This window comes from Paenibacillus sp. JJ1722, from assembly GCF_048282685.1.
GTDB lineage: Bacteria > Bacillota > Bacilli > Paenibacillales > Paenibacillaceae > Paenibacillus > Paenibacillus polymyxa_B.
This window is the reverse complement of sequence record NZ_CP182500.1, coordinates 5,592,053-5,606,948: the sequence shown is the minus strand read 5'-3', so window position 1 is coordinate 5,606,948 and position 14,896 is coordinate 5,592,053. Positions and strand designations below refer to the sequence as shown.

Here is a 14,896-nt window from a genome sequence, read left to right as displayed (position 1 = left end):
GTACAATAAGTGACGAATGGTTGTAGTTATTGCTTCAGGAAAGCCTTCACAGGAAGGATTGAAAGGAATTGTTTACAAGTCAACCCTTGACAATACGTCATTCGGAGATGAAGGATGCTCCTGATCTGATTGCGCTGGATGAATTGGTATGGAATGAACGCACGGCTCCCGCTTCGCTGTCCTGGAAGTCGCGCGGAGAGTTTCTGCGCAATACGCCTCCAGGCTCTCAACTGGTCGCCATCGAACAGGAAGTACTCTGCGGGTATATTGGATTTCGTTCTCCAACGCTGTTGGCTAGTAATTGTCATGTACTCGAAATAAATATAGCTGTACATCCAGCTTATCATCGTAAAGGTATTGGGACGGCGCTCATGAACTCCATGAAGGACATTGCAGCTGCCGAGGGCATACGCAAGTTGAGTTTGCGTGTACTCTCATGCAACACGGAAGCCCTTATGTTTTATGAAAAAAGCGGTTTCGCGATTGAAGGACGTTTGCATGAGGAGTTTTACATAGCAGGCCAATTCGTGGATGATGTGTTAATGGCCTATTTCTTAAAATAGGCGGGAGGCTACAGACAGTAATATTCGGTTTTATGCCCGGCCTAAACAAACAACGCCGCAGACCTGATCAGGTCTGCGGCGTTGTTGTACATCAATATTACCGAAGTTGCTTCCATTCATTTTGGAGCATACCATACACTGCGTGGTTCATGTAGCCGTCGGGAAGCAATTCCGCTTCGCGTACAATGCCTTCGAGCACAAAGCCCAAACGTTCTGGAATACCGCGGCTGCGGCGGTTCGTAGTTGCGCAACGGATTTCGACCCGATGCAAGTCCAGCTCCATCAAAGCATATTCAACGAATACGCGGCAGGCGCTGGTCATAAGACCTTGTCCTTCGTACCCGTGTCCAAGCCAGTATCCGATGCTAACGGAGCGGTGAGTCCAATTGATCTCATGGTAGCTAATGATGCCAGCAAGCTCGTTGTCTATCCAAATTCCGGCGGTCAGACTACCGTTCTCTGCGGCTTGTTTCAAGGCGCCCTGCACGAACTGCTCTGTGTGGCTGATTTCCGTGGTAGAGTCTACCCATGGAAGCCATTGACGCAGGCGGTCACGGGACATTTCGATCAGCTCAAACAGAGGCTGCACATGCTCCTTGGTGAGCGGCCGAAGGACTGTGCGTTCGTCCAACGCATATGTAAACATGATTGATCCCCTCTTTCACTCGGAAAATCGCTAAACCAGCCAGTCTAGCATTTAATCCCATGCTACCTTATTCTGCGAGAGTCGTCAAAAGGGAGAGGAAGCTTCAAATTCTATAGGTCCCACCCGGAACCGTTCATGCTCGTATACATATTTCAGATCCAAATCCCCTACAAATTCGCTTGGGGATACACTGCCAGATACAGTGGCTTGCAGAGGAAGTTGTTCGGCATCATACATTACGACAGAGCTAAAATCGAGATGCTTTGTAAATTGGGCTGGATCATCGTAAAATACTGATGCTTTAGGGTCCATCGTATGTGTAGCACCGTCAATCGTAACAGCAATATGGACCTGGCGGTCGTGATCACGTAGCTCCACTGAGCTGTGTACGCGCTGGGACACAGCATCTGCTGCCGATTCGACCGCATATTCTTCCATCGTGCGTGCGTTAACAATATGCAACTCCTGCAATTCGACACCCGTTCCCGAGGCACGCGTGAGGATTACGACGGCTTCACGGACACCATCCCCGTTCACATCCCTGTAATATAATTGTGGTGCGGTGGAGATATCTGCCGAGCCCGACCATCGGAATGTGCGGAGTTGCTGACCGATTTCCAGTACAGCCGAATGGAATAATCCCTGTGACGGATTAACAGCATATAAGCGGACGGATGAGTCTTCTGGAGCGCTGGCTAGCGGACGAGATTGTACGATTTCGTTCACCGGGTCCGGTGAAGGATGGCCGGAAGTCATGACGGAAGAGGACAAAAGCATAGACAGCAGGATCACAATGAGCAGCTTAAACACGGGTGGGTCTCCTTTTCCGGACAAAATAAAAGATATATACACTATAACGAATTTATTTGCCGAAAATGTTAACTCTTTTTCATAACTTGTCACTTTTTTTGCTGAAGCGAGCATAAGGATTTTCATTTTATTGAGTTATGCGGTGTGAAAGGGTATATTTAAGGGAACAGGTTTTACACAGATTATACGGAAGAAAGGTTGATTAGCGTGGAGAAGCCGATCACTCCCCCCAATTTTATTAAAAATGTTATTGAAGAGGATTTACGTACGGGTAAGGTAAAGGAGGTTGTTACACGATTTCCGCCTGAACCTAACGGATATTTGCATATTGGACATGCCAAAGCTATCTGGATCAATTTCTCGCTGGGAGATGAATTCGGAGGACGCACAAATCTGCGTTTTGACGACACCAATCCGGCGAAGGAAGACACGGAATACGTGAACTCCATCCAGGAGGACGTGAAGTGGCTCGGTTATGAATGGGAGGAAAAACATTTTGCCTCCAATTATTTCGAAGAAATGTACAAGCGTGCCATCCTGCTGATCCAAAAGGGTAAAGCCTACGTGGATGATCAAAGCGCGGACCAAATCCGTGAAACTCGTGGCACACTAACCGAACCGGGGCAGAATAGCCCTTATCGGGATCGAAGTGTTGAAGACAATCTGAAGCTGTTTGAAGAGATGCGTGCAGGCAAATACCAAAATGGTGAAAAGGTGCTGCGTGCCAAAATTGATATGGCTTCAGGAAACATTAATTTACGTGATCCGGTTATTTACCGCATTTCACACACAGCACATCACAATACAGGCGACACATGGTGTATCTATCCAATGTACTCCTATGCTCATCCGCTGGAAGATGCGATTGAGGGAGTAACGCACTCGCTCTGTTCGCTGGAGTTCGAAGATCAGCGCCCGCTGTACGATTGGGTTGTAGCTGAATGCGAGATGGAAAAGGTACCGCACCAATACGAATTTGGACGGCTGAACCTGGCTCAAACCGTAACCAGCAAACGTAAGCTCAAGCTTCTGGTCGATGAAAAGCACGTAGATGGTTGGGATGATCCGCGTATGCCGACGATTTCCGGTTTACGTCGTCGCGGCTACACGCCGGAGGCCATCCGCAGCTTCGTATATGAGACAGGCATTTCCAAAGCCTACGGAGTCATCGATTTGCAGGTACTGGAGCATTTTGTACGTGAGGATTTGAAGCTTAAGGCACCTCGCACCATGGCAGTCATAGATCCGTTGAAGGTGGTTATCACAAACTATCCTGAAGGACAAGTTGAAATGCTGGAGGCGGAAAATAATACTGAAAATCCGGAACTCGGTACACGTCAAATTCCGTTTTCCCGTGAAATTTATATTGAGCGTGAGGACTTCATGGAAAATCCGCCGAGCAAATACTTCCGTTTGTTCCCTGGTAATGAAGTACGTCTCAAGCATGCTTACTTCATTAAATGCAACGATGTGATTAAGGACGCAGACGGAAATGTAACGGAAATCCACTGTACCTATGATGTAGAAACCAAGAGCGGATCAGGCTTTACTGGACGTAAAGTGAAAGGCACAATCCACTGGGTAGAGGCTACTCAGGCTGTACCTGCCGAATTCCGTTTGTATGAGCCTTTGATTAACGCAGAGGACACGGAAGAGATTGAAGAGGATGCATCGGAAAAAACATTCCTTGACCAATTGAATCCGAACTCTTTGGAAATTGCTCATGGCTATGTCGAGCCGAACATGAAAGAAGCTCAATCGCAGGACAAGTTCCAATTTTTCCGTCATGGTTATTTCAGTGTCGATCCGAAGCTTTCCAAGCCGGGTGAGCCTGTATTTAACCGTGTTGTTTCGTTGAAAAGCTCTTTCCAATTGCCTAAGCAATAGATTGTTGGAAAGTGTGGGAGAGATGGTAGCTTCGTGCGACCAAGTTGAAAAGGAGTCTGCCGTCGGCAGACTCCTTTATTTTACGCATGCACACTCTTTATCCATGATCATTGACTTGACGATACTCTATTGTCTTTGCTAACAAGCCAGAAGGGAAGAGGGGATAGCTCATTCCTCTAGTGTTGTTAAGGGGCTTCTTCTATTCGTTAGTGCCCGCTGGCAGTCCTGGCTGATAACCGTTCTTGTACAGCATATACCACATGATAGCGAATCCCACAGAGCCAAGTAGGGCGAAAAAGACCCCTGCATGGTACATCATTTCTCCGCCAAAGTTCTGGAATAGCCAACCTCCCGCAAAACCTGCTACGATACCGGATATACCACTCCAGGTCAAGGTATATACGGCCTGTCCGGATGATCGGTATGCTGCAGGGGTAAATAGGACGGTCAACTGGGTGCCTACATAGAAGTATCCACCGAAGGTGACGCAATGAAGTGCCTGAATGAACACGATCTGAATCGGGTCTGTGGCCAGAGCCATCAGTTCCCACCGTAAGGCAAACAGCAAACTGACGAGTGCCAAACAACCGACCATCACGGTCATTCTTTTCTTCAAGAAGCGATCAAACAGCAAAAATACAATAATTTCGAATACCGATGACATAAAAACAGCAAAACCAAGCATCTGTTTGGACCCACCCAGTTCGGTGATATACAGGGACATAAAGGCGCTGTTGATCGAATTCGGGATGGATACAAGGATGCCCAATAAAATAAAGGATATAAAGTATCCGTTCATTAAAACGCTGCCAAAGCCACGCAAATGAATAGTTGCTGTCTCCACAGTGCTTTTCAGTGGTGGGATCGACAAGGTGCAGATCAATGCAGCCAGAAGAAGTACCGTAAAGATGGTGGATATGCTGGATATCCCCGTTTGGTCAATAACTATGCCAGCAACTGCTGCTGTCACAGCCCAACCGAAGGAGCCCCATATACGGAATGAACCAAATTTCCGGTCTGTGCCCTCAATATAGCTGAGAATTAGGCTGTTGCTTTGCGCAAATAAAGGGCTTTGGAAAAAATAAAAACCAATCATCGCCACATAAATCATGATATACGTATGGACATGAAATAAAGCTTGTAGCAATGACAAGGTACCTATAATCATAAATAGCAGAATACGTCGGAGGTTACGGCTTCGGTCGCTTGTATAGCCCCAAAAAGGGTTCGCGAATACGGATACAAAAGGTCCGATAGCCATCAGACTCCCGATCTCCAGCTTGTCCATGCCGATATCTTGCAGATACAACGGGAAGAAGCTGGAGAAAATGACCATAGCTCCATATAGAAAAAAATTATACAGTTTTAAGGAATATAGAGGAGTCTCTTGAATTTCTCTCTTTTGCAAGACAAGCCATTCCTTTCTTAGCCCGATAGAGAATTGCGCATCGATGCCGATCTGTGGGAGGTTCTTTATTCCAATGTATCATGTGTTGAAAGGGTTAACAAACCAATAAATTAACAATTATGTAATAATTAAATTTTGTTCAAGAATTCATATGCATATTTGCAATTGTTTTCAGAAAAAAAGGAGGATTTATTTGTGAAAGTGACTGGGATTATCGTCGCAGGAGGACGTTCCAGCCGAATGGGACAGGACAAGGCTCTGCTTGAGATTGATGGAGCTACTGTGCTTGAACGGACGTATACTACATTGCAGCAGGCGGCCCAGCGGGTTGTAGTAGTCACTCGTGACAGCCAAGGATATGGTCTGAGTGGTATGGAGACAGTGCCAGATGTTTTTCCGGGTATGGGGCCCTTGAGCGGTATCCATGCAGGATTATCTGCATCTACTACGGAGTGGGGGATGGTTGTCGCTTGTGATATGCCCTTTGTACAGCCAGAGGTGCTGCATGACCTGCTCGTTGTAACTGAGAAATGGACGGAGTTGCAAGGGACGACGGAACCAGCATTGCAAGCAGTAATCTCTTCTATGGATGGACGTATACACCCGTTGCTGGCTGTGTACCATCGGAGCGTGCTGCCGTCTGCCGAGGAATGTTTGCGCAGTAGACGGCTTCGTCTCACCGATTGGTTGGACAAGCTGAACGTTCGTTATGCGACGGTAGAGGATTTGCCGCGGGTGAGTGAAGACATGTGGCATAAGGCCGCGTTCAATATGAATAATCCGCAGGACTACGAGCTGGCGTTAGAGCAGTTGAAGCATAGTGTACAACAGAATACGCAGAACGTGAAGAATTTAAAGGAAATACGAGAGGATTAGAAACGTACAAGCTTCCTGCGCGAGGACTATTTAGGAGAGCAAATACTAGAGAAATATGATGGACTAAATTTGGGGGAATATAATTATGCTGGAAGCTATTATCCATGCTGTTTTATTAGCGCTGGGTTTGATTTTGCCTTTGGGGGTACAGAATGTATTTGTGTTTAATCAAGGGGCGTCCCAGTCGCGGTTTCGCAATGCACTGCCTGCTGTCATTACAGCGGGTATCTGTGATACAATCCTGATCACGCTTGCGGTTGGGGGCGTGTCTCTTATTTTGCAGCAATTTCTATGGCTCACGAACGTACTCTATGCAGCGGGCTGTTTGTTTCTGCTGTATATGGCCTGGACTCTATGGAGGTCGAAGGCAGCTTCCTCAGGAGAAAGTCAGGCGATGCGCCCGAAACGACAGATGATTTTTGCCGCTTCGGTATCGCTATTGAATCCACATGCCATACTCGACACTGTTGGGGTAATTGGAACCAGCTCCCTTCAATATGACGGCGGGGAACGCTGGGCCTTTGGTCTGGCTGCCGTGTCCGTATCTTGGATATGGTTTATCGGTCTGGCAACGGCGGGGCGTCTCGTGGGACGTATGGATTCAGAAGGGAAGTTTGGGACTGTGCTCAACAAAATATCGGCACTGATTATTTTAGGCCTGGCGATGTATATGGCGATAAATTTTATTACCAGTATGTGATCCAAGCCTGGTTAGAGGAAAAACTTCAAAACAGCGAATACCCCGCTCAAAGCAAAGGGAACACCGATCAAAAACAGCATAAAGGCCAGACAGCCAGCACCATTTATACCGCCTGCAATTCGGGCGTCCCGAGGGTTGGATGGATTGTATAATACCTTAATTTTGCTGCCAACCCGGTTGAGGCTTAGGTTGGTGCTATAAGGATTCCAGAATTCTACGGCTTCACCTGAAGCTGTATAGAAGCGTACCTTTAATCGGCGGGTGTAGCTAGTATCTACCGGATCATCTCGGTCAAAGGGAACGACATCAATATCTACTTCGATATGCGCATCAACGATTTGCCCCTTGGTACGGACCCAGTGGCGTTTACGATAACGATGACGACGGATCGTTCTGGATCCCAAATAGATGAGTAGCAGTCCAATCAAGCTGAACAATGGCATCAGCAGATCGGAGCTAAAATGAAACCAATACACATTGAAATCAATTGAGATGATAATCTACTCCTTTAAACAAAGCGATAATCAATATATCGGACTTTTTTTAGAAACAGTTTAATTCTTCCATAGAGATAACGGCAGAGCTGTATGGAATATAAAAAGATCCTACTTCACCGGGAAGTGGATCTTTTTAATAGCTGCGAGGATTACTTTTTGCTCGATAGGGACATATCAAAATCAACATCCTTGATAAATTCGATAACCTCACCATTAGGGCTGTGGACTAATGCATTTGTTACAATCAGAGGAGGTTCCCCAAGTGTAAGTTGATTGGGTTCCACAAAGGTTCTTGCTCCGTGGGCAAGGGCTTTTTGATATATTTCATCTACATTGTCTACGTAAAATGCCAAGTGTAATAAAGCCCCGTGAGCAATCTCTTGCTCGGATGAAGCTTTTTTTCCTTGGGCAGGAATGACAGCATCATTATCAAAAATTTCGAGACAGGTTCTCTGATCGGGTGAGATCAGCATGGAAGCCTCTTGAATTCGAAAAGACGGAAGACTCCAGTGATGTCCTCTTTTAAATCCCAATACCTTGGTATAAAATGCAATGGTCGCTTGATAGTCACGGGCTTGTATGGCAACATGCGCTAGTCCCTTTACGCTCATTTCAGATCCTCCTTATATGTAAGTGAACCTTATTATATGAATAATTATGTGGTGCTTATATATTTAAAGTAAGGTTTTTATACTATATTAATTATTAAATAAAAGTTAATTTGGGTGAAAAATATTATTTTTTAAATTCAGGTTAGGAGGGCTCGATATGCAGCATCACATTGACGATATAGATTACAAAATCATGAAATTGCTACAGCATGACGCTCGGATAACTATTTCCCAAATCAGTAAAGAAATCTCGATGTCACAGCCGTCTGTTAAAGAAAGGATAACCAAGCTTGAAGAACGAGGGATTATTTCTGGATATAGCACCGTATTTAATTTACGGGAAATGAATCGAGGGACGACTACATTTATTCTAATAAAGACAGAACATTGCCAAGAGCTGGTTGAATTTTGTAGAGAGGCGAAGGAAGTCACCGATTTATTTCGCATTAGTGGGGAATTTAATTATCTCATTAAGGTACAAACCGCGTCGGTAGAGGAAATTGCAGAGCTTCAGGATTCACTAGTCAAGCTGGGTCCTTCGAAGTCGCATATTTGTATGAAAAATATACTGGAAAACAGGGTTCTGCTGTAAGCAACTCGGAAAAGCTCATATTTGGAATATAGAGCATTCGGAATAACTGCTTTGTGAAATGAAAATAAGCGAATATTTAGATGAAATAAAAAAAGTGACGCTGAATTACAACAGCGTCACCGTAATGCCTTGCTCCAGACGTTTCACGTCCTGGAGCTCGATCTTCCCGGCCATGGCGTGCAGAGCTGCCGCTGTGCCGCAGGCCGCTCCCTGCCGTAGCATGGCCGGGAGATCCAGCCCTGTCGCCGCGCCGGTGACCAGTCCGGCGACCATGGCGTCACCGCTGCCGAGCGCGCTGACAATGTCCGCGTCTGGCAGGCTTACGCGGTAGCGCGCATCGCTCGTTACCGCCAGCGCCCCGCGCGCGCCGAGCGAGATGACGGCCAGCTGCGCTCCGGCTTCCAGCAGCTTTGCTGCCGCCGCTTCAGCGGCATCCGGGCGCGCTGCGTCGATTCCCGCAAAGTGGGCGGCCTCGTCCTCGTTAGGCTTCACGAGGTCGGGCTTTCCGCGCAGCCCCAAGCGCAGCGCCTCCCCGCTCGCGTCCAGCGCCACCCGCGCGCCGCGTGCCTTCGCCAGCGTGCACAGCTCGGCGTACAGATCGGGTGGGCAGCCGGGTGGCAGGCTGCCGGAGAATACGACCCAAGCCGAATCCTCGGCAAGGGTCTCGATTTTGCGCCGCAGTGCGGCTAATTCAAGCGGCCCAATGGTCGGTCCGCTCTCAATCAGCTCGGTCTGCGTGCGCGCGGACGGGTCGAGCACGGTAATGGCGAGACGGGTCTCCCCATGTGCCGTTTCAATGAAATCGGCGCTTACGCCTTCTGCGCTCAACCCGTCAATGAGTAGCCGTCCGGTGTGCCCGGCAGCAAACCCGGTCGCTCGTACAGGCTCGCCTAGCGTGCGAATGACGCGAGCGGCATTCACGCCCTTGCCGCCCGGCACCGTGAGGCCGCCTTCAATGCGGTGGACGGCATTCAAACCGAAGCCTGCAACCGTGTAGATTTTATCCACAGCCGCGTTAAGCGTTACGGTGGTAATCACAAGGCATCACTCCTTTAAGATCAGCAATTTGCAACATTTGATGCCATTCGCTCATGCTAAGATATCAGCTTTAATCCCAATGCTGCGGCAAGAATCATGGCGATGAATAAAACACGCAGTACGCTTTTTTGTTCACCGTACAAGAACATGCCTGTAATCGTGCTGCCAACCGTTCCGATGCCTGTCCATACCGCATAGGAAGTTCCCATAGGCAAACTTTTCATGGCATAGCTGAGTAGAGAGAAGCTAAGAACAAAGGATAAGACCATAAGCACTAAGGACTTCCAGCCTTTGCCCACCGTAACGCCCTTCATACCGATGACTCCTAACACTTCCGAGCATCCCGCGATAACCAATGCAATCCAAGCCATTATGCACCACTCCCTTCCTGAACATCACGGTCGGTAACTAACTTCAAGCCGACCACACCTGCCAGCAAAAGGGCAATTAACAGCGTTTTGGACCATTGAAACGGTTCCCCAAATAGCAGCATTTCGCCTACGACCGTTCCCCCTGTCCCCAGTCCGGTGAATACAGCATATACCGTGCCTACAGGCAAACGCTTCGCAGCCTTCATGATCAAATAAAAGCTGGCTACCACAGCCAGCACGGTTACAGCCCAGGTGAGTGCGGAATCCGCATGCTTCAAACCCGATACCCATACGACCTCAATCAGGCCGCCAACAAAAACGTAAATCCAACTGCGATTCATGATGAATGTTCTCCTCAAAAATAGATTTTATAAGTTCGACAGCTTCACGCTTCATGAGGTGAGGTTAACGTAATCCCACGCCAAAAAATAGGCCATGCAGCGTTCAGTCTTCGGTGGTAGTTGATGCTTCCACTGTACAGTAGCTCCACCATGATTCCGTCCACCAGTGTCATGAAGGCTAAAGCCACATCCACTGGCTCCATATGCCCAAAGGGTTCCCGATCCCGTGTATTCCGGAGGCGGCGAGTTAATTTTCGCTCCATTTTATCCAGAAAAGGATTAACAATATCCAGCACCTCGTGATACAACGATACAGGCGGAAAGAAGGAAAAGCGAAGCATAAACTTGGCTGAGTCGTTGCTTTCATATTCCTGTCCCATCCAAAACAAGAAGTCATGCAGGGTATGCTTAAGCGGCTGATCTTTACGTTCCGTAAAGTATTCGAAAATACGTAAATTCTGCTCTTGAAAAGCGTACCTCGCCACCTGTAGAAACAGATCCTCCTTGCCTTGGAAATGCGCGTATATAGACGGTTTTCGGATACCGACCTCAGCGGCAATACTGCTCAAGGAGGCTCCCTCATACCCATTGGTGGCAAACTGAAAAAGAGCGGCCTTTCGAATCTCTTCCATCCCCATTATTTTCACCTACCTAACGTTCGTTAGTTTATTTTTACACGAAAAAAAGTAAGTGTCAACCCAGCATCATTGCGTTTTGTATAAAGCTTTTCTTTGGATTTTTTTTATCAACATTTTAATAAAAAAGTGGGAAGAAATAAGGGGCTCATGTACAATATAATGAAGAATACCTGTCAAATGCAGTCCACTGGAAGTGAGGTTAGTTATGAGGCGAAGCTTACTGGCCGTATTGATCGCGGCTATGGTGTTTATTATTTATTATTTTGGCTTGTTTAATTACATCGGCAAAAATGAAGGAACTGTCATCAGTATTTTTTCCACTCTGACAGTGATCTCCATCAGTCTGATTATTTTTACGGAGAATCGTAATCCCTCCACCACGATGTCCTGGATTTTGCTGCTGGCATTGCTGCCAGTCGTTGGACTTCCTCTTTATTTTTTGTTTGGGCAAAATGTATTCAAGCGTCGCAAGTATGACAAAAAGGCATTGCGTGACCAACAGGCTTACGACCGCATTGAAAAGGATGCTTTGCGAGTCAAACGGGATCTGACCTGCTTTACAGATGAGCAGCAGCAGTTGATGCGTTTGGCCCGCAGACTGGCCCGCTCCCCGATTTATTTTGCGACAGAAACTCAAATTCTGAACAATGGAGATGAAACCTTCTCCACTTTGCTGGAAGAACTGCGCAAGGCGCAGCATCATATCCATATGGAATATTACATTTTCCGGTCGGATGATATCGGTACCAGCATTCAGAAGATTTTGATCGAAAAGGCCAAAGCGGGTGTTAAGGTTCGGTTTATGTACGACGCGGTGGGCAGTATTCAGTTGTCGAAGTCATTTTTGAAGGAAATGAGAGATGCAGGAGTAGAGGTCGTTGCATACGGTGGTGCTCGGATCTTGTTTTTCTCCAGCCGGGTAAACTATCGTAATCACCGTAAAATTGTAGTTATCGACGGTAATATCGGATTAATTGGTGGACTAAATGTAGGGGATGAGTATCTCAGCCGCAACAAAGCCTACGGCTTTTGGCGTGATACGCATATGATTGTGAAGGGCGAAGCTGTGCGGACGTTGCAGCTTATATTTTTACAGGATTGGCTTCACATGACGGGCGAGTCGGTGCTCGATAGCGAATATCTGTCTCCCAATATTGAACCCATTACGGATGGAGGCGTGCAGATTATTGCCAGCGGCCCGGATAATGAGCGGAGAGTACTTAAAAATCTCTTTTTCTCCATGATCACATCTGCCCGAAAATCAGTCTGGATTGCCACTCCTTATTTTATCCCGGATGAAGATATCCTGACTGCCTTACGGATGGCTGCCTTGTCCGGGTTGGACGTGCGTATTCTGTTTCCCGCAAAACCGGATAAATGGCTACCGTTTCTCGCGTCTCATTCGTACTTCCAGTCGTTGCTGGAGGTTGGAGTCAAGGTATATGAATATGAAAAAGGGTTCCTCCACTCCAAGCTCCTCATCATTGACGGGGAAGTTGCGACCATCGGGACAGCCAATATGGATATGCGTAGCTTTCATTTGAATTTTGAAGTTAACGCTCTGTTAATTCAAACGCACAGTGTGCAGCAGATGGTAACAGACTACGAACGAGATTTGCACTCTGCCAGTCTGATCGTACGCGAAGAATTCATGAAAAAACGTCTGTTCAAACGTTTGATGGAATCACTCGCGCGGCTGCTTTCACCGCTGCTGTAACATAAACGAATTCGCTACAGCAGTATCCCGTAGTTAAAATGTAGTAAAGCCTAAAATATCCTGTAGACGGTATATAATATCTTTCCAAAATGTTGAATGATCCTCGTAAGCTGCTAGATCCAAACTGTATTCAGCCCCCTGATTATTCCATAGCTTATCAAAATAGGCCGCAACCTGTCGGGTCAGCTTGCTGTCCGCCGGAGCGGCCACCCACAATTCATTTTCCAGATTCAAATCATCCAGATTACGGGGGGTCAGATTGGTAGAGCCACCCCAAATGATATGCTCTCCTTGTGCCTTGGCGATATAAATCAGTTTGGTATGGAACTGCTCATGGGTGGTATGATACCAGCGAATTTGAATGTTCCCGCCCGATTTATCGGACAACTCCTGGGCAACCGGACGATTGGGGATGCCGATTTTTTCCTGACCAAACGCGTTTTCATTGGGGTCCAGCAGCAATTGGATGTTTACACCGCGCGCAGAGGCATCCAGCAGGCTGTTCAATACTTTGCGGTCAGCCAAATAAAACATGCCCATATGAATGCTGTCACCTTTTTTCGTCTGCGCAATGCCATCCAGAACTGAGGTGTACACCTTGCCCTCAGTTAGATATTTGATCCGGTAGCTGTCCTTACTCGATGGAACTTTGGGTTCGGCTTGTGGTGTATAGGCAGGAAGCTGCCCACCGCCCGAAAAGTCCAACACCGCCTGCTCTGTTTGTAAAATGTCTCCGATGATAGGCCCCTTCACCTCCAGCGCTACATTGGAGTGATAGGCGCTCGCGTCGTGCACGTTGCCTGTAGAAATGAGCGCTGTCTGTTCGTTGGCAACCAATTTTCGGTGATTGGCCTTGACGTTTAACAGCTTAAGATAGGAGCGAGCCGTTACATCAGGTCCGTCACTGGCCATCAGGTTGGGAATCCAGCCTGTGCCCTGCTGCCCGAACCATTGGAAAAAGGTACGCCACACTGCCGAATATATGGGGGTGGAGTCCCGCAACGGGTCTACATCGGTCTGCACCACTTGAATCCCTGCTCGCTTCATATTCTCCAACAAAGGATTGGGGGCAGAATTATAGTTGGTATTGACTTCATCTGTAATGAAAAAGATAGGCATATCCGGATGAGCTTTCTTTTTGGCAATAAGATGCTCGGTCATTTGTGCGCTGACTTGGGGGAAGTGCTGACCTTTATGCTTATAGTCATTGAACAGAAACAGGTCGATGACGATAAATTGTTGGGCTTCATCAATGATCCCGAGCATACGATTCAAAATTTGTCCTTCATGCTGTGCAGTGCTTCCATCCCCGGTCGGATAGGTCAAATCCGTCCAGAAGTTTACCTCATGGGTTGAATACTCCTGACTCTCATAAGAGACGAACGGAGGCAATGGTTTATGGGTCTGATACAGCATGACGGCAATCAGCCAGAGGATAAGTACCAGAATGGCGATTTTAAGAGTACGGCCCTTTTTCCCGGTTTTTCTTTGATATTCCGGCACAGAATGCAGCGGATCACGTGTAGTCATATGACGATCAACTCCTCAATTGAATACTGCATTCCATTTTATCGTGCCGGAACATGCAGTTTTATGATGGGATACTGTCAAGTTATTAACGCAAGTGTGCAGGATTGACGCGGATACTGAATGGAATGAAATGGAGTATGTTTTACTATTCATTGAGGACATATGTCCTTTATAGAGAGTCTGCCCTATACTTTAATATATAGAAAAGTCATTTACATGGGGAGAATAACGATTTATGAGAGGAATCTTGTTTGCTTTTCTGGGAGGAGCTTGTATTACGCTACAGGGGGTAGCGAATACACGGATTAGTCAGGATATCGGTACATGGCCGGCGGCCACTGTTACTCAGCTAATAGGCTTTATTTTGGCAGCATTAGTCTGGATGTTTACAAGGGATGGTAATGTAGCTGAAATGAAACAGGTAAAGCCAATGTATCTTTGGGGCGGTGCCTTTGCAGCTATTATTATATTTAGTGAAGTCACGGCAATCCAACATATTGGGGTTACGTTCACGATCTCGGCGTTGTTGATTGCGCAGTTGTGTTTAACCTTCTTGGTAGATATCAAGGGATGGTTCGGTATAGTGAAGCAAAAGATGAAACTGCCACAATTTATAGGTATTGGTATGATGATCGCGGGTGTAATTATTCTGAAGCTCTAAAATAGAATTT

General features: G+C 47.0%; 17 protein-coding genes. 7 read left to right on the top strand and 10 right to left on the bottom strand.

Annotation, left to right across the window (positions count from 1 at the left end; genetic code table 11):
- Nucleotides 1–68: 68 nt before the first annotated feature.
- Complete coding sequence (locus ACM1ND_RS24890) at nucleotides 69–563, top strand: GNAT family N-acetyltransferase (RefSeq protein WP_023990744.1); 495 nt, start codon at nucleotides 69–71, stop codon at nucleotides 561–563.
- 97 nt (nucleotides 564–660) lie between these two features.
- Here the strand turns inward: ACM1ND_RS24890 and ACM1ND_RS24885 are convergent, their stop codons facing one another.
- Together ACM1ND_RS24885 and ACM1ND_RS24880 are read right to left on the bottom strand one after the other, a co-directional pair.
- Nucleotides 661–1,209 carry a GNAT family N-acetyltransferase gene (locus ACM1ND_RS24885; RefSeq protein ID WP_028540721.1) on the bottom strand — a complete coding sequence of 183 codons (549 nt, stop codon included), beginning with the start codon at nucleotides 1,207–1,209 and terminating at the stop codon, nucleotides 661–663.
- Between the two features lie 84 nt (nucleotides 1,210–1,293).
- The gene (locus ACM1ND_RS24880) at nucleotides 1,294–2,019 is read right to left on the bottom strand and encodes a copper amine oxidase (RefSeq protein WP_418026752.1); all 726 of its coding nucleotides are present in this window, start codon (nucleotides 2,017–2,019) and stop codon (nucleotides 1,294–1,296) included.
- A gap of 207 nt (nucleotides 2,020–2,226) precedes the next feature.
- On the opposite strand from ACM1ND_RS24880, the gene ACM1ND_RS24875 reads away from it, so the two are divergent.
- Nucleotides 2,227–3,906: a glutamine--tRNA ligase/YqeY domain fusion protein gene (locus tag ACM1ND_RS24875; protein ID WP_028540719.1), complete on the top strand. Its 1,680-nt coding sequence runs from the start codon at nucleotides 2,227–2,229 to the stop codon at nucleotides 3,904–3,906.
- A gap of 199 nt (nucleotides 3,907–4,105) precedes the next feature.
- Here the strand turns inward: ACM1ND_RS24875 and ACM1ND_RS24870 are convergent, their stop codons facing one another.
- Nucleotides 4,106–5,314, bottom strand: coding sequence for an MFS transporter (locus ACM1ND_RS24870; protein WP_418026750.1), 1,209 nt, complete (start codon nucleotides 5,312–5,314; stop codon nucleotides 4,106–4,108).
- 195 nt (nucleotides 5,315–5,509) lie between these two features.
- Here ACM1ND_RS24870 and mobA point away from each other — a divergent pair, with 195 nt between their 5' ends.
- The gene (gene mobA / locus ACM1ND_RS24865) at nucleotides 5,510–6,190 is read left to right on the top strand and encodes a molybdenum cofactor guanylyltransferase (RefSeq protein WP_023990739.1); all 681 of its coding nucleotides are present in this window, start codon (nucleotides 5,510–5,512) and stop codon (nucleotides 6,188–6,190) included.
- 85 nt (nucleotides 6,191–6,275) lie between these two features.
- Nucleotides 6,276–6,890: a LysE/ArgO family amino acid transporter gene (locus ACM1ND_RS24860; RefSeq protein ID WP_023990738.1), complete on the top strand. Its 615-nt coding sequence runs from the start codon at nucleotides 6,276–6,278 to the stop codon at nucleotides 6,888–6,890.
- 11 nt (nucleotides 6,891–6,901) lie between these two features.
- Here ACM1ND_RS24860 and ACM1ND_RS24855 read toward each other — a convergent pair whose 3' ends face one another.
- Complete coding sequence (locus ACM1ND_RS24855; RefSeq protein WP_418026748.1) at nucleotides 6,902–7,366, bottom strand: DUF3592 domain-containing protein; 465 nt, start codon at nucleotides 7,364–7,366, stop codon at nucleotides 6,902–6,904.
- A gap of 170 nt (nucleotides 7,367–7,536) precedes the next feature.
- Nucleotides 7,537–7,998, bottom strand: a complete 462-nt coding sequence (locus tag ACM1ND_RS24850; protein WP_023990736.1) for a VOC family protein — start codon at nucleotides 7,996–7,998, stop codon at nucleotides 7,537–7,539.
- 157 nt (nucleotides 7,999–8,155) lie between these two features.
- Here ACM1ND_RS24850 and ACM1ND_RS24845 point away from each other — a divergent pair, with 157 nt between their 5' ends.
- Nucleotides 8,156–8,590, top strand: a complete 435-nt coding sequence (locus tag ACM1ND_RS24845) for an Lrp/AsnC family transcriptional regulator (protein WP_069081118.1) — start codon at nucleotides 8,156–8,158, stop codon at nucleotides 8,588–8,590.
- 105 nt (nucleotides 8,591–8,695) lie between these two features.
- On the opposite strand, the gene ACM1ND_RS24840 is transcribed toward ACM1ND_RS24845, so the two are convergent.
- The 4 genes from ACM1ND_RS24840 to ACM1ND_RS24825 are packed head-to-tail and all read right to left on the bottom strand — an operon-like array spanning nucleotide 8,696 to nucleotide 10,978.
- Complete coding sequence (locus ACM1ND_RS24840; RefSeq protein ID WP_418026746.1) at nucleotides 8,696–9,628, bottom strand: 1-phosphofructokinase family hexose kinase; 933 nt, start codon at nucleotides 9,626–9,628, stop codon at nucleotides 8,696–8,698.
- Between the two features lie 56 nt (nucleotides 9,629–9,684).
- Nucleotides 9,685–9,999, bottom strand: coding sequence for a DMT family transporter (locus ACM1ND_RS24835; RefSeq protein ID WP_013312355.1), 315 nt, complete (start codon nucleotides 9,997–9,999; stop codon nucleotides 9,685–9,687).
- Complete coding sequence (locus ACM1ND_RS24830) at nucleotides 9,999–10,340, bottom strand: DMT family transporter (protein ID WP_076264502.1); 342 nt, start codon at nucleotides 10,338–10,340, stop codon at nucleotides 9,999–10,001. Before ACM1ND_RS24830 ends, ACM1ND_RS24835 begins: the two co-directional genes overlap by 1 nt.
- 44 nt (nucleotides 10,341–10,384) lie before the next feature.
- On the bottom strand, nucleotides 10,385–10,978 hold the full coding sequence (locus ACM1ND_RS24825) for a TetR/AcrR family transcriptional regulator (RefSeq protein ID WP_023990732.1): 594 nt from the start codon (nucleotides 10,976–10,978) through the stop codon (nucleotides 10,385–10,387).
- Between the two features lie 205 nt (nucleotides 10,979–11,183).
- Between ACM1ND_RS24825 and cls the strand changes: the two genes are divergently transcribed.
- A complete protein-coding gene (gene cls, locus ACM1ND_RS24820) occupies nucleotides 11,184–12,695 on the top strand; it encodes a cardiolipin synthase (RefSeq protein WP_023990731.1) in 1,512 nt (503 codons plus the stop codon).
- Nucleotides 12,696–12,728: 33 nt separating this feature from the next.
- Here cls and ACM1ND_RS24815 read toward each other — a convergent pair whose 3' ends face one another.
- Entirely contained in the window at nucleotides 12,729–14,225 is a 1,497-nt protein-coding gene (locus ACM1ND_RS24815; protein WP_053326276.1) for a phospholipase D family protein, read from the bottom strand.
- A 235-nt stretch (nucleotides 14,226–14,460) separates the two neighbouring features.
- On the opposite strand from ACM1ND_RS24815, the gene ACM1ND_RS24810 reads away from it, so the two are divergent.
- Nucleotides 14,461–14,886, top strand: coding sequence for a DMT family transporter (locus tag ACM1ND_RS24810; protein ID WP_023990729.1), 426 nt, complete (start codon nucleotides 14,461–14,463; stop codon nucleotides 14,884–14,886).
- Nucleotides 14,887–14,896 lie beyond the last annotated feature (10 nt).

Excerpts from the sequence above, each read along its gene's own strand:
- ACM1ND_RS24885 (WP_028540721.1), bottom strand. The coding sequence starts at position 1,209 with ATGTTTACATATGCGTTGGACGAACGCACAGTCCTTCGGCCGCTCACC.
- ACM1ND_RS24860 (WP_023990738.1), top strand. The coding sequence starts at position 6,276 with ATGCTGGAAGCTATTATCCATGCTGTTTTATTAGCGCTGGGTTTGATT.
- ACM1ND_RS24850 (WP_023990736.1), bottom strand. The coding sequence starts at position 7,998 with ATGAGCGTAAAGGGACTAGCGCATGTTGCCATACAAGCCCGTGACTAT.
- ACM1ND_RS24845 (WP_069081118.1), top strand. The coding sequence starts at position 8,156 with ATGCAGCATCACATTGACGATATAGATTACAAAATCATGAAATTGCTA.
- ACM1ND_RS24835 (WP_013312355.1), bottom strand. The coding sequence starts at position 9,999 with ATGGCTTGGATTGCATTGGTTATCGCGGGATGCTCGGAAGTGTTAGGA.
- ACM1ND_RS24830 (WP_076264502.1), bottom strand. The coding sequence starts at position 10,340 with ATGAATCGCAGTTGGATTTACGTTTTTGTTGGCGGCCTGATTGAGGTC.
- ACM1ND_RS24825 (WP_023990732.1), bottom strand. The coding sequence starts at position 10,978 with ATGGGGATGGAAGAGATTCGAAAGGCCGCTCTTTTTCAGTTTGCCACC.
- cls (WP_023990731.1), top strand. The coding sequence starts at position 11,184 with ATGAGGCGAAGCTTACTGGCCGTATTGATCGCGGCTATGGTGTTTATT.
- ACM1ND_RS24815 (WP_053326276.1), bottom strand. The coding sequence starts at position 14,225 with ATGACTACACGTGATCCGCTGCATTCTGTGCCGGAATATCAAAGAAAA.
- ACM1ND_RS24810 (WP_023990729.1), top strand. The coding sequence starts at position 14,461 with ATGAGAGGAATCTTGTTTGCTTTTCTGGGAGGAGCTTGTATTACGCTA.